Source organism: Bacteroides timonensis, from assembly GCF_000513195.1.
GTDB lineage: Bacteria > Bacteroidota > Bacteroidia > Bacteroidales > Bacteroidaceae > Bacteroides > Bacteroides timonensis.
In genome coordinates this window covers 72,293-87,692 of record NZ_CBVI010000007.1, presented here as the reverse complement: position 1 = coordinate 87,692, position 15,400 = coordinate 72,293, and the positions used below count along the sequence as shown (strand labels likewise).

The window sequence follows — 15,400 nt, the reverse complement described above, 5'->3', positions numbered from 1 at the left end:
AGTATTCTTTTGACTGACAGTAGTATACATTCAAAAACGGTCTAAAATCCAGTGCTGACAAAACGTTTGTCGTCACTTATAATCACACTGTCAGCACTACCGTCAATCGCCGACCGGCAAAGGGTTTGACGGCTATCAGTGTTGAAGTGCTGACAACTTATCGAAAAACTATATTGAATAGAAATCTGTCGGAAAAAGAGATTGAAGAACTGTAAAGTAACAGAATAGGCGGGAACTGTCATTCCATTTTCGTCTTTAATATTTTTGTTCCGCCCGTCACCGTTTATATAGAGCGGTGACGGGCGGAACTTTTTATTTGCTTCCTTTCTATACAGTTTTTACACAATGATTACCCTCTTGTCTACTAAAGAAGTATTTCCTGAAAGCAAAAATGTTCTTTCAGGAGATACTTTCAGCCGGAAAGCCGATGAACAGGACGATTGATAAGGCTGAACGAACTGTAAGTTCTAAAAAGGATATTCATTACTTTTTGCATATAAGATGTGATATACCGTCGGAGCGTTCATAATAAATGCTTAGAATGAAGAGACGGGGCGGACATATAAAGGTGTTGTTTTTTCCTCATAAAATAAATGACATTCTCCAAATCCTGCTTCCCAAGCATACTTATCAGTATTTTCTGTAGAGGTCCAATAAAAAGCTACTATATCTACATTGTAAGTTTTTGTTAAATTTTTAAATATCGGATGCGTATCTTGGCTGATCTTTCCTGCTGCACATGCCATAAACAGCCGTGCCATTTCTCCGGCAGCGGGCAGATACCAAACTCCATTTTCCATATTATATAAAGAATATGAATGGCATATTGCTGCTGCTGACTGGGTATCTTCAATCAAGTGACTTGTATTTTTACGTCCGGCATAATCCGTCAATGCAAATTCCAGGTTTTTTTCTGTAGGCCAATTGATATAATTATATGGTAGATTCCAGATAGGCTCTTTACGGCTGTATCTTGAATATCCATCGATTGGTAAATATGAGGTGAGTACATCCCGGTCATCTCCTGCAAGTGCGGAATAATTAGGAATTCCTTCTATATCTTTTGATTTGTCAACCCACCTGCCTCCTTTGTCTGTATTTGTTAAAGCTACAATTCTTCCATGCAGAGATTCCTCTAAATTCACATCGATATCTCCATCTTTCTCTTTACTTAATGCAAATACAATTCCGATACAGTTCTTGTTTGTATTATATATTGTTGACCAAGTGCCGTCGCTATAATAATAATCGCCTACTTTAGCTTGTGTTATATGAGCGTCCGTTCTGTTTATCGTAATAGGATAAGTGTATTGCTGCCCTGCCTCCCATGTAGCGGCAGGCATCTTCACCATGTATTGCGAACCGTCAATAGTCAATGCCAATTCCGCCATCCCTTCCTTTTCCATTGCAATAGGGATTACAAGTATATCTATATTCTGAGCAGTTTCGTTGCTGAGTGTATAGTTCATATCGAATGAAATGGAACCGGTTCCACTGCTTGATATTTTTCCTGTAGTGACATCCATCCATCCGGAAGTTGAAATCACAGTGTTGTTTCCGGCATTTTGTAAGCAAACATTAGAAAGTACCCCGTAGCCCGCATCATCAGCGCTCCGTTTGATGGACAGAGTGATGCGTGCCAAAGCATGTTTGAAGCGGATAAGTGCTTCGGGAGAAGTGGCGCTTACATCTTCTACCGATTTTCCATAAAGATAATCAGCCTGACCTGTAACAATCGCATCAGGAGCAATATCGACTCTGACTGTTTGATAGTCACAATCAGTTGTATAAGGATAATAGGCATAGATTGGGGTAGGGGTCTCTGCCAGTGAAATATCACTTTCCAAATCCCACTTGTTGCCGTATGTTGCACGTACATTGGTGCTATTTGCATCAAAAGCAAACACACCTATCTGGTCGCCACTATTGAATGAAGTAGACTCAATCACTGAACGGGTGGCAATTTCGGTAGTGATACGAAGTGAGGAATTCCTGACCACTCCTTCATTCTCATCGCTACAGGAACAGAAAGCTATGATGCCTGTGCAAAGAAGTAATAGTGTTATATTTGATTTCATATATTTAATTTTCTATTTGTTTTCAATTTTCTTAATTCTGCCGTAGCATGGAATATTATTTTTCAGAAACAGGGCGGACAGAAAAACCATAACATGGTGATATGCATACGATTTCTGTGTAATTATCTCCGAAGTCTAAAAAAGTGGGGAGATGATTCCCTGTATTCCATGTACCTGATAAATACCATCCAGAATGATCACGGTTATTTAATTCTGTACCCTTTCGGTAGCCACTGGCCGGTAAGAAAATGGCATTACCATTCGTTCCCGTTATTCTATATCCGGTGATGTCATTTTGAGTGATCCATGTCCAACTACAATTTGTTCTTAGTTCTTCTAATTCTTCGGCAGAAGGTAGCCGCCAGTTTACTCCCCATTGCATACGGCATATATCATATTCTGTACCCCAAATATCTGTTTCTATGTTATAATCAGCTACGTCCATAGAAATCTTTTTGCCTGTAGGATCTGCCCAACCATACAATCCTCCATATTCTTCAGGGGAAGCAGCGCCTACATTCCAACTTGCCCATTTCACGCTGAGACCTAAGTCAACAGCGTTGGCGGTACTACCCCCTACAGCCATCATATAGTTATCATCTCCTACTTCAATTCCTCCCTGTTCCTTATTCTCCCACGGAGTAATCTCTGCTTGACTGATTTCCAGATTGTTTTTCTTTATCGTCACCATATACGTATACTGCTGCCCCGCCTGCCAGTTCGTCACCGGTACAGCGGCAGAAAGTCCATTTTCGAAACTGCTGATATTATCACTCATATTCAGCATGATCTTTTTCCCTTCCGTATTCCTCGGAATGACAAGGAAATCAGCGACAATTTCATTGTCAGAGTTCTCAAGCGCATAATCAGAAGGTTTCGCGGTAAGATTGGCAGTTCCTGAAGGATCAAGGATTGCACCGCCCTCCAACACATTTATGTAGGCGTTTTTATCCACATTCAAGAGATTGATATAAGGAAACTTATAAGTATTCTCATTATCTGCCGCTTTCTTAATTCTCATCGTCACGCGAGCCAGGGCATGCTTGAAGTAGATATTAGCCTTAGGTTGCTCTGTATTGACCTGTGTTAGTTTGTTATCGCTGTCGGCACTATAGCCGTATAGATAATCCGTTTGTGAATCGGTTTCAATACGCATGGCACCGATTAAAAAATCGGTACTGTCATATTCTTTATTAAAAGGATAGTATGCATAGATCGTTGAATTAACTCCATTTGGCAGGTAGATATTTTGGCTAAGAGTGCTTGCTCCTTTAATATAGTCTACCCGGGCATTGATGCCATCTGTTAAAGCTACATCTCCGCTACTTCCTTCCAAGGCAAAAATACCATACTGGCACTCTTCAGGCAGCTTGTTGCCTTCAATAATACTTCGGGTAGCCTGTACTCCTCCTACCTGTATTTCCAGCGGCACTTGTTTGTCGATAGAGTCAACTTCTTCCGCATTGTTACATGACGCAACGGACAGCATGCTGCCTATCATCGTTGCCAGATAAAATATAGATTGATTTTTTTTCATCTTCTTTCGTTTTTTAGTCGTTAACTGTGATATCACCGGCATTATTATTGTTCCACTCTTCCACAATTACATCACCTATAGTAACGTCTGTATCACCTATTATTATAGGATAAGTATATTGATAACCTGCCTTCCACTCGCTTGCGGGCAAATACACACTTTGGATTTTTCCACTATAATTACCAACTTCTCGTTCTATATAGTTAAAAAAGGCTTCTTTCTCTTTGAATGAAGTCGGTATAGCAAACATTTCGATTTGAGTTGCTTCACTACTTGGAACAAATTCCGTATAGTCTGTATGTGCTCCATCTTTGCTGTTATATGTTAGGTTGGTTATTTCTCCCGTAGTAATATCTAGTATACCACTACTATAAATGTTCTTATCCCCCCAAAGAGTAAATCGCAGAACTTCTTTATTATAGCTACTGTTCGATTTTTTTGTAACAGAAAGGATGACACGTGCCAAAGCGTGTTTTAGTTTGATATTTGCTTCTGAATGACTTTGTGTTAATTCTTCGCTACATCCATACAAATAGTCATAATTAGTATAATCTGTTACTACGGTAAGTTTCAAATTGGAATATTTGGTGTGGTTGTTATTGGGATAATAAGCGTAGGCTGTTATAGGGGTAGTTCCTAATGTAATGCCGCTTGTCTGATTCTCAAAACCCCACTTATTGGTTTCTTCATTATATACTAACCGCACGTTCTTCCATATAGAAATATCCCCATTTGATTTCTCCGTAAGCGCTATTGATACGCTTCCGGTACCATCATATTTGAATGGTGTGCTTTCCTCCCCGTCCCAAGACACTAAGGATATGGAGTTTATGCTGAATCCCAATAGGGTTGTGAATGATTTTACTTCACCGCGTATCTCAGTGATATCATCTGAAGCGCAAGCCACATAATAATAAGTTGTTTCAGGAGTCAAATTATTGACTGACATATATTCATTTATATTGTACAAATGATATTCTTCAGCATTGCTCATATCTGGAGAAGTAGACAATAAGATGTAATAGCGATGGTATCCCAAAAACATGTCTTCAATTTTATACCCAAAGGTAGCTTGAGTTGATGTTACGTTTATTACATCTTTTGTTTCTATTGTGGGTATACTCCTTTCCGGCTCAGTCATGTTCTGACATCCGCTTACCAGAAGGCAGACTCCCAGCATTATACCTAATATATATCGCATATTTTTCATATTTCTCTTTCCATTTAATTAAAAGTACATACCTACACCGAAATTACCTACGCCTTTTTTTGTGCTGTCATAGCCGCCGTCAAGCGGAAAGCCATAAGTAGCACCGGCATTGATAAAAAATCTCTTTATTTTCAGCATTACACCAAAATCAGCAGCTACACCACTATAAGTATCTGGAGAGTACTTATAATAATCACCATTGGCAAGTTGCCAGGCTGCTTCCCTGTCAAAATATCCTGCACCTGCATACAGATAAATCGGGCTCCACAGGCGGACAATGACACCCCCCGTTGCCGACACATAGCTGCATTTGCTTTTGCCGGTAGTCCAATAGTAATCTTCTTCACCCATACTGCCTGCTGTCGATTGCTTCTTGCTGTACACTCCTTTCACATACCAACCAATGTTCTTCACCCGTCCCAGCATCAATCCGAAAGAAGGCGTAAGTTCCAGGCAATCATCCGGAACAGCCATCTGCACGCCCACCAGCCACCGATACTTGTCCGGTTTTTCCCGCCACCAGCTGCTGTCCGACATTTTGATAAGCATATCCGGTTTCACCTTCTGTTCTTTCGCCTGCATACCCACATAGTAGACTTTCACCTTTTGCGCCGGAGTTTTTGTCTCCAGTGTAAACGTACCGTCCAGCTCTGTAATAGTTGATTCAGTCCCTCCCTTGATTTCAACTTTGGCTCCCGGAATAGGATTTCCCTTCTTGTCCGTAACAATTCCACTCACCGTGTTCTGTGCGGATAGATAAAAGCCGCCCAGCGAGAGGAAAAAGCCCAGTAATAGTAATTTCTTCATTTGTTCTGTATTTTTAGAGTTATGATTGTTCCGTTATGGCTTTAGCTTTAATTCTTTCCAGCTGTTACTTAACGTTGCCGAAGGAGATACTGTTGGCGTTTGTACTTTCCGGTTCACTACAACCGATTGCTGTTTAACCTTCTCCGTCAGATAACTGCCTAGCTCTTCCAGCGTTGTATTCCCTTTGCTTTCCTGTAACTTCTTTAGTAAGAAGTAAGTGAATAATCCATGTCCTTTGTCTTTATAAGGAAAAGCAGTTTCATCGCCCGAGGCGGCACTGAAGATAACCATGTTTCCTTTCGGATCTTCTTTCTTCGCTTTCAATGCTACGCCACGGGCGGAAGCAAGCATACCGCCATCACGTTGTGCACCACTGAAACAAGCATCCAAAAAGACCACTACATAATTGGCGTTCAGTCCGCCCAGTTCCGTATAGAGTTTGTTGAGCGAGTAGCATCCTTCTGTCTGCTGACCGTCGGCGTCAATAGGAAGCAGGAAAGCGTCTTTAGTGGCTTCGTTGGGGATGCCGTGGCCGGCATAGTAGAACACTACTTTTATTTGTCCCGCATAAGCATTGGATATATCTTTGATATCACGCATGGCACGTAGCATCGTTCCGTAGGAAGCATCGGGATAAAAACGGATATTATCTTTAGGTATTCCTAATGTCTTTTCACAGTAGCGGCTGAAGGTTTCTCCGTCGTTCAGTGCCATTGGAACTTTAGATACCATGGTATAATTCTCATTAGAAATAATGACGGCAAAGGTTTTGTCGTTGTTGGCACGTACTTCCGGTATGTTTATATCTACATCCGAACTTCCAACCTTGATTTCATTCTTTTGTATCCTTGAAGCAGGAGCAGTAGAGGCGTCTGCTTGTGCCAGTATACCATAGTCGATGGCATCGAAACGCACGTCTACCGTGGTTGCCGCATAATTTACCGCTTCCTTATTATCGTACCGGTAAGAGTTGCCGGTGGGGGTGACGAAAGTCAGACTTGCTAATGCCAACTTTCCATTGTTAATGCAAAATTGGGGATCTTTAAACTGCATTCCTTTCCAACTGCTCTCGAAGATACGGGCCTCATTATTCTCGCGGGGAACGGGAACCACCAGTTCGCCGAATTTAGATTCTACAAGGAAAGCGCGGTTGTCGGCATCGTATGGTTTCAACTCCATTTCGCTGAAGCGTATGCCCTGTGTATAAGTCCGGATATATTGTTTCTCGGCTTCCGCCAGGAGTTCTTTGACCTTGGCGTCGCGGGTGGTTTCGGTTACGCGTGCCTTATATTCGTCTACTGTTTCATAATCGTCCTTGAGCTGCCAGATTTTTATTTTCTCTTCTACGTAGCTTTTGGCAAAAGTCTGGTATTCGGGTACTTCTTCTGCAGAGGCGGTTGCCGCAGGGGTTGCAAAGAGCTGTGAGTTGTAGTTTTTTGCCGTTGTAGAGGTTCCCGTAGGGGGTGAAGTTGGGACATTGTTGTCCGAGAAAGCCATCAGTGAAGGTATGGAAGAAGCTGATACGGCATTTCCGCCCAATGAAGATATCTTATTGTTCAGGGCGCTCATTTCGCCCGAATTACCCAGACATTGGTAGGAGGTAGCCAGCGCTTCCATATATTTCAGAGAGGTGGGGTCTGATGCCAGTACGTCTTTGAAGATAGTCACGGCAGCCGAGAAGTACTCTTCGGATTGCTTTATGAGTTTTTTGGCAGCCGATGAATTCTTTTCCATGGTGCCTTTATTGTTGAAAAGCACTCCCAGATTATAATAATTCAGTCCCAGATGCTTGTATATGTCCAAGCTGCGCGGATTGGTGTTGCGCAGCGTGGTATAAACCTGCAGTGCTTTCTGGTATTCCTGCGTTTCTTCGTAGAGTTTCCCCTGGATGTTGAGCAAGGTGTTGTCGTTGGGTTTTATAATCAATGCTTTGGATACATATTTCTGCAAACCTTCATTATCCTTGAGGTCGATGCAACAGTTGATGCCCATAGACAGGAGGTTGAAGTCCGAAGGATAACTGTTTATCGCTTCATCGAGCACGGTTTTGGCCAAAGTATAGTTCTTAATATTTGAGCATGCCTTTGCCATGTAGCTGAATACGCTTTTCCTGTTCTTTGGATCCCCGGTCTTCAGGTACTCTTGGAAATAGACGATTGCTTTCGCATAATCCTTCACATTGTAAGTGCCGGATGCGGCAAAGTAAGCCATTGTGGCGTAGTAGTTGTCTTTCGGGAAAGACTCTGTCCGAAAGGCTTCCATCAGCGGAACATCTATATAAGCTTGCGCCATCAGCAATGCGTTTTGCTGGCTTCCCTTCTGCGAATTGTAGATGGCTCCGTTCTGAAGATACGGATGGATGTCGCGCAACGTGCTTTTTGCCTGCTCGTAGGAGGGGCTGCCGGGGGCAGCGGACTTCAGTACGGCTACATACTCTTTGTAACAGTCATACAGGGTTACGTAGAGCGTGCCTTTGTCCGCATTCTCATTATTCAGGCGGACAAAATTCTTGTATTCCGTATTAGCCTTATCAAGCGATTGTGCCTGCACCGGCTGATATGCGATGCAGGAACAAACCAACAAACCAATTGACAATAACTGTTTCTTCATCATATTATAGAGATTGATTAAAATGCATCTACAAAGGTGAATGCTACGCTGATTCTTCTGTATTCGCTGCCTTTCTCTTTGGTCACCTCGATATAATAGTTATAGTCGGAATTCATTTTAGAGAAGGCCGGAATGTTTTGCAGAAGATACTCTTTTACGCCTACGGCACGGAGGAAAGCGAGCTGGTCGTTCTGGGTGATACCGCTTTCTTTGGTGACTGTGATGTTCGATAAGTCATTATCTTTATATACGGGCTCGTTCGTGTATTCTCCGTAAACTCCGTTGTAGGCTATTTTTCCGTTAATAGGGCTTGCATCGGCCATTCCGGTGATTTTCACCCGCAGCTTTTTGCCTGCCTGCACATATTGGGCGAAGTCTTTCTCGAAGGCTGTCTTCATGATGGCCAACATGGACATGGCGGCACCCGATTGGTCGGTGGCATATTTCCCTGGTCCGAAGTCCTCTTGGGCAGAGAACCCCTGTTCCACTTCGTAAGAGAAGTTGATGTTGTAGTTCATGATTTTTTTTCCGTTGGCATCTGTTTCGGATGCAATCCCGGCATCCACTGATATTTTGGTATGGTCGGATATCGTCTTTTGTTGTTTAGCCATGTTCATGATGCTCTCCTTGATTTCCTGTAGTTTGATTTCGTCCATATTGGATTGCTGAACCAGATTGAGGGGGATGAAGTTGTCGTCGGACTTCATATAGTCGAATGACTCACGGTCCAGATTATCGTACTTGTAAGTTTTTCCGGAAGCCTTGTTGTATACGTCGGCGTAGATAAGTTCGAATTTGTCGTTCTTGGTCAGGCCGTACTTGGCGTTGCGGAATTCCAGGTCGCCGGGATTCATGAAGTCGGATACCTCTTCTGTGGGCACGTCCAGGTAGATGGTGGGCATGGTGTTGAATTCGAGTGCCAGCACATTGTCGGTGGGGTTATAGTTTCCTAAGGTTACTTCCGATTTTTCTACCAGATTGTCGGCCATGCGGGTAGCGATTTCTTGTTCAAACAGTTTCATTTGTTCGGCACGTGTCTCGTCGTTTACACGGAGGTTGTACTCTTCCAATGTTTCGCCGGGCATCATCTTCATCCAGGTGTTCATGCGGTCACTCAGTTCATCGCTCATCAGTTTGGTGTAGTTGGGCGACAGTTTGCTCATCAGCTCGTAAGTGATGGAATTTACCGTATTGTATGCCAGAAAGATTTCTCCTTTTCCGTTTTTCAGGAAACGTGCGTCTGTAATTCCGCCTTCGGCATTGTCAATGTATTCACGGTCTGTTTCGTCCATCAGGTTCAGGATGGAGATACGGTTGTCTCCGGTGATGATGGCTATGTATTTTCCTTCCGGGTGGAAGTAGCAGTATTTCGCTGTCCCCATGGCATCGTAGCTCTGGAGGATGAAGAAGGTGCGGGTGTCATAGGTATTCAGTTTGCCGTCGGCGGTCAATACGGCAAGCAGGTTGTTGTCGGCGGAGAAGGTGAAGCAGTTGATTTTATCGTCTGCCTCAATGCTTTTGCGCAATTCTTTGGTTTGCAGGTTCCAGATGTCCAGTGTGTTGCCATTGGATGCCGCAATGAAATAGTTGCTGCTGCTGATGGCTATGTTTTCCGCAACGAAGGGTATTTCCATCTTGCTTTGTAGGGCGTATTGCCGGGTATCGAAGAACAGCAGTTCTTTGTTGTCGCCGGATATCACGAGGCTTTTGGCATCGGGCGCGTAACAGAGGGATACGGGTGTCATGTCTTCTTCGAATTCGTGTTTCACCTTGTTGGCCATCCATAAATCATACACGGTAACGCTGCTTTTCTTGCCTTTCGTCTGCACGATGGCGAAGGAAGAGCCTGCCGGATTTATCTTCATGGCAGATATCATATCGGAATTGCTCAGCACCGAATTACGCAGATTGTATGTCTTCTTTCCGTTGTAGTAATAAGTTGAAAATAGATAGTTATCTATTCCTGTCGGAGACACTTTTTGAGGATAAACATATTTTTGTCTCTCTTCATTGTTTGTGGTTTGAGCAGATAACTGGGGAAGACACAAACTGCAAAGTAAAAATAGAATAAAGTTTTTCATGTTTCATATCCCTTACTCTACTTAGTTCCAGAAGTAGTTGTTAATACTTTATGGAGGGCGTGGAACTGTTTTCATATCTGTTCATTCAATTATCGTATGCTATTTTGTGTACTAAACGGACAAAATAAAAAACGCCTTCTTTTCTGTAAGCAAATTTAAATGAATATAAATTAACAGAAAAGAGGGCTTTGGAGGAAATCAGTTCAAGTCTTAAACAACTATGCTTAAGTGGTTCAAAAAAATGTTTGTACGGTATTTTTTTACAGGAAGTTCAATGCTTCCTTTATTTTGCTGTAATGGCGTCTGCTTGCCGAAATCTCCAGATGATTGAATGGAGCATAAAGTATGCAGCGCAGTGTATTGTTCTCTACAGAAGAAAGATAATCAATGTTCAGAATGTAATTCGTATTCACCCGGATGAAAGAAGGGCAGAAGTTCAATATATCCTTCGCCTTGGTACTGAGCCGCAATCTGTATTGTTCCATATTGGTCAGGGTCATTTGCCAACAGCGGGTTTCATCCGAATATTGAAAATACAGTATTTCGGACCGTCTCAGAAGTAACAAGCGGCTGATGGTTTGAACAGCGAATTTGCAATCGTTACTTAATAACTGACGCATGGCTTGGTCAAAATTGATGGAGTTGTTGCTCTTTTCCCGCTTGATTCTTTCTACAATTTGTTTGAGTTCGTTTGTCTGATAAGGCTTCAGTAGATAGTCAAAGGCAGAAGCTCGTAAGGCGTCGAGCATATACTTGTCAAAAGCGCTATAGAATATGACACGCATATTATTGCGCACATGCGGGCGTATCTCCTGTAAGAGTTCGATGCCGTTGATATATGGCATTTCCACGTCAAGAAACAGCAAGTCCGGTTGATATTGTATGATGCTTTTCTTTGCTTTCTGTGAAGAGGTGAACGTGTCCAGAATTTCTATTTCAGGATAGGTTTTCAAATCATCCTCTAAATTTTGGATAGAGTTGATTTCGTCGTCAACAATGATAGTTTTAATAGTATTTGCCATTATTTTAAATATTGAATTGATAATTGAAAGGGACAACCATTGTCACCAAAGTACCATGCTGGGAGGTGGAGGATGTAGCTAAGTTTTGAATATCGAATATGATTTTCTCAGAATTCTTGCTATTTAATAGCTCTATGGTACGGAACAAAACTTTCAATCCATTTCCCGTACCCCGTTTCGAGTCGGTATGTTTTCCCGGATCATATCCGCTGCCGTTATCCCGGATATGGATGGAGAGTCCTCTGATTTTGTTTGAAATTTGTATGGAAAGTACATTTTCCTGTTCACATTCTTCTCCGAATGCATATTTCAGTGCATTTTCTACCGGAATCTGTATACACATGGATGGAATGAGGGTTTGTATGGGAACTTGTTCGTCAATTTCCCATTCGATGTGTATATTATCCGGATTGGTTTCTTTGCGGAGGGCGATGTAGTTTTTCACCAGTTCTATCTCTTCCTGAAGTTCGACAGCTATTTTTTCAGATGCCAATAGGTTTCCACGCAATACTTGTATAAGCAGCTGGAGTGGTTGTGCTAATTCCGAATATTGCTTAAATGTCGGCATCACTGCATTTAGCACATTGAATACGTAGTGCGGTGATATGCGGTTTCTTATATTCTCCATACGTAGTTGTGTGGCTAATGCCATTTGGCGGTTATATCTCTGCTCGTTTTTCCGCCGGATATAGATGAAGATTAATATTGCCAGCAAAATGGATATGACTAACAATCCTACAAAAAACATGATTGCATTCTGCTGGCGAGACAGTCGGGTTTTATCGTTGCTGATAAGGATATCTTTTTTCAATAGGGTGGTGTCCTGGCTGTAGCGGTAATCTATCTCGTTGATATTATTGATATTCCGTACATTTCTCATGGAGTCATCATATTGTTCTACTATGTTTTTGTAGTTATAAGCCTTTTCAAAGTCTTTCTTTTGGGCATAATACTCCATCAGGCGTTTGTTGTGCAGATAGATGTAGGAGGGGCCGATACGCTGTGGGTTGTAAGGTTTGGAAAGATAACGGTTGGCTGCCTCCAGTTTATTTTCGCGCAACGCTAAAGCTCCTTGAAGGCTGTTCAGATAGAATAAGACTTCCTCATTGGCAGTGGAGTCATTCATTAATACGGAACAGGATTTATCCAGATAATAATGGGCTGAGTCATGCTTTCCCAGTAACATGTAAATCTCCCCTAAATTGGCTTCTACCAATGCGTTAAATGAAGGTTGGTTGAACGGTTTTACTACCTGATAGGCTTGCTGAAAATAGGGTAAGGCCTCTGCGTACTTTTCTTCATAGTAAAGACAGTTTCCTTTTGAATTCAGAAAATGATAGTTCTCATACTCCAGGCGTTGTTCGGGTACTTGTTCGGCCAAGTCAAAGTAGCGGTGTGCCAGTGTGAAGTTATGCAGGTCAGCATAAGTCTGTGCAAGCCCCATGTAAATGCTGAATTTGACATATTCGGATTTCAGCGAGTCTACCACCCATAATGCTTTTCTGTAATATTTGGAAGCTTGGACAAGCTCTCCTTTCTGGCGGTATGCGTCAGCTAGGTTTATACATATATTTTCCAGCTCCAGGCGGTCGTGCGAACGATACGTGGCATTGTAGGCATGGTGGAGGCAAGCTATGGAAGAATCTCGTTGGTTCATTCCCTGTAGTAGTGAAGAACGATGATTCCAGCACATGCCCTCTAAGGCGGATGTTTCGGGGTGTTGTTTGCAGAAAGTCAGAACCTTTTGATTGATGTGCAGAGCACTGTCCGGATATCCCTGAAGATAAAGGCAATATCCGGCAAAAAGTTCCAATTTATAGTAAGCTGCACTGTCAGATGTCTTTTTTTGTGCTTCTCTGAAGCATGTTTTCATCTTTTCCGGATAAGTGTATATCGAATCGAACTTACTGATTAGTAAAGCATCGACCTCACTTCGCACTCTTTTCCCATCTTTTTGTGAGTTACATGCCAGTAATGAAAATAGAGATATAATAATATATATGACTATTCTGCCGTATTTGTCCATTCCCATCGTCTTTGTTGTTTTGCTTTTAGGCAACAAATATAACCTTTTTTAGGGGCTTGGTAAAGATTTTGTAATAAGAATAGGGTGTAATATAGTAGTTTATATGCTTATCTGGTCGAAAAATGAGTTTATTTGGTTGTTATTTATGTCCTGTTTTTCAAAGATAGAATATGCTTATTTTTTGAATGAAAAAACGTTCCACAAATATATGAGACTACGCATATTTGTGAAACGTTAATATGTTGATAAAATCTGAGGAGAAAGTTATGCTAGAAGTGATTTTGCTCTTTCCAATGCCACATTGATATTCGGGCAGATATTCTTTTCACCCAGCAGTTCATAGAAGCCGGATTTCTCTAATGCTTTGTGCACCTTTTCATTCACACCGGAAAGTACGATTGTTGTCTTCTCCCGTTGCGCCATTTGGCAAAGATTAGTCAGGTTGTGAATACCTGTGGAATCGATGAAGGGTACTTTTCTCATACGGATAATGCGCACTTCGGGGCGATCACCCAGTCTGGACATGACTTCCTCGAACTTGGTGGCAATACCAAAGAAGTAAGGGCCGTTTATTTCATATACTTCCACACCTTTAGGGATAGACAGGTTTTCTTCATCTTCTTTACTGTTAGATTCTTCATTCAGATTAATCTCATCTTTAATAACAGAAATTTCAGTGGTTTCCATAACACGATGCATGAAGAGTACACAAGCTATGACAAGACCCACTTCAATAGCGATGGTTAAGTCGAAAATAACTGTCAGGAAGAAAGTGATCAGCAATACGGTTACGTCTGATTTCGGATTCTTCAGCAGTGCCTTGAACGTGCGCCAACCACTCATGTTATAAGAGACAATCACCAATACACCTGCCAGACAAGCCATTGGAATATATTGTGCCAACGGCATAAGGAACAGAAGGATAAGCAAAAGTACCATTGCATGTATCATACCTGCAACAGGAGTTTTACCACCATTGTTTATATTAGCCATTGTACGTGCAATAGCACCGGTGGCAGGAATACCACCAAACAGGGGTGTTATTAGGTTGGCAGCTCCTTGTGCTATCAATTCCGTATTGGAATCATGCTTATCGCCAATAACACCATCCGCTACCGTAGCGGAAAGCAGCGATTCGATGGCTCCTAATACCGCAATGGTAATGGCTACAGGGAATAAGTCCTGAATAGCCTCCCAGTTTAGTGAAGGCATTACTGCATCCGGCAGTTCCGCTTTGATACTGAAGCGGTCGCCAATGGTATCTATACAGTTGATTCCGGCATACGTCTTCATCAGATATACCGCTACCGTTACTACAATGATAGCAATCAGAGATCCCGGTATCTTCTTTGAGAATTTCGGGGTTATGGCAATAATTGCAATACTTACAATGCTGACAATTGTGTTCCACCAGTTGATGGTATCGAAATGCTGGAAATAGATCATCCATTTCCCGACAAAATCTCCGGGAACTTTTTCACCACCGAAACTAAGTCCGAAGATATCAGCTATCTGCGTAGTGAAGATAGTGACAGCAATACCACTGGTAAATCCCACGATGATAGGATAGGGTATAAACTTGATTACAGCACCCAACTTGAATATCCCTAACAGAATAAGAATGACTCCCGCCATTAGCGTGGCAACAATCAATCCCGCTTCTCCGTATTGCTGGATAATGCCATAAATAATAACGATAAAAGCTCCTGTAGGACCACCGATCTGTACTTTGCTACCTCCCAACATGGAGATAATGAATCCGGCAATGATTGCCGTGATAATACCTTTCTCGGGTGATACACCGGATGCAATACCAAATGCAATAGCAAGCGGGAGAGCAACGATACCTACTATGATACCGGCCATCAGGTCTGCCATGAATAATTCTTTCGAGTAGTTCTTCAAAGCCGTGAATAGCTTTGGTCTGAATTCGAACGCTTTCATAAATAATCTGTACTTTTTGTGAAACGAGGTGCAAAATTAGACAAAATAATGCATATATTGGTTGGTTGCTTTCAAATATATTATA

At 42.1% G+C, this 15,400-nt stretch carries 9 protein-coding genes; all 9 read right to left on the bottom strand.

The window, feature by feature from the left end; translation table 11 throughout:
* Nucleotides 1–536: 536 nt before the first annotated feature.
* Nucleotides 537–2,078, bottom strand: coding sequence for a fimbrillin family protein (locus tag BN161_RS02415; protein ID WP_044262725.1), 1,542 nt, complete (start codon nt 2,076–2,078; stop codon nt 537–539).
* A 55-nt stretch (nt 2,079–2,133) separates the two neighbouring features.
* Nucleotides 2,134–3,615 (bottom strand): fimbrillin family protein, encoded by a 1,482-nt coding sequence (locus BN161_RS27945; protein ID WP_052356156.1) that lies wholly within the window; start codon nt 3,613–3,615, stop codon nt 2,134–2,136.
* 13 nt (nt 3,616–3,628) lie between these two features.
* Nucleotides 3,629–4,825, bottom strand: a complete 1,197-nt coding sequence (locus BN161_RS02405; protein ID WP_125910728.1) for a fimbrillin family protein — start codon at nt 4,823–4,825, stop codon at nt 3,629–3,631.
* An 18-nt stretch (nt 4,826–4,843) separates the two neighbouring features.
* Complete coding sequence (locus tag BN161_RS27940) at nt 4,844–5,632, bottom strand: carboxypeptidase-like regulatory domain-containing protein (RefSeq protein ID WP_052356155.1); 789 nt, start codon at nt 5,630–5,632, stop codon at nt 4,844–4,846.
* A 33-nt stretch (nt 5,633–5,665) separates the two neighbouring features.
* Entirely contained in the window at nt 5,666–8,245 is a 2,580-nt protein-coding gene (locus BN161_RS27935) for a caspase family protein (protein ID WP_052356154.1), read from the bottom strand.
* 14 nt (nt 8,246–8,259) lie between these two features.
* Nucleotides 8,260–10,323, bottom strand: a complete 2,064-nt coding sequence (locus BN161_RS02390; protein WP_125910727.1) for a WD40 repeat domain-containing protein — start codon at nt 10,321–10,323, stop codon at nt 8,260–8,262.
* Between the two features lie 260 nt (nt 10,324–10,583).
* On the bottom strand, nt 10,584–11,345 hold the full coding sequence (locus BN161_RS02385; protein ID WP_044262718.1) for a LytR/AlgR family response regulator transcription factor: 762 nt from the start codon (nt 11,343–11,345) through the stop codon (nt 10,584–10,586).
* Between the two features lie 4 nt (nt 11,346–11,349).
* Nucleotides 11,350–13,377: a tetratricopeptide repeat-containing sensor histidine kinase gene (locus BN161_RS02380; RefSeq protein ID WP_044262716.1), complete on the bottom strand. Its 2,028-nt coding sequence runs from the start codon at nt 13,375–13,377 to the stop codon at nt 11,350–11,352.
* Nucleotides 13,378–13,635: 258 nt separating this feature from the next.
* Nucleotides 13,636–15,315: a SulP family inorganic anion transporter gene (locus BN161_RS02375; RefSeq protein WP_044262714.1), complete on the bottom strand. Its 1,680-nt coding sequence runs from the start codon at nt 15,313–15,315 to the stop codon at nt 13,636–13,638.
* Nucleotides 15,316–15,400 lie beyond the last annotated feature (85 nt).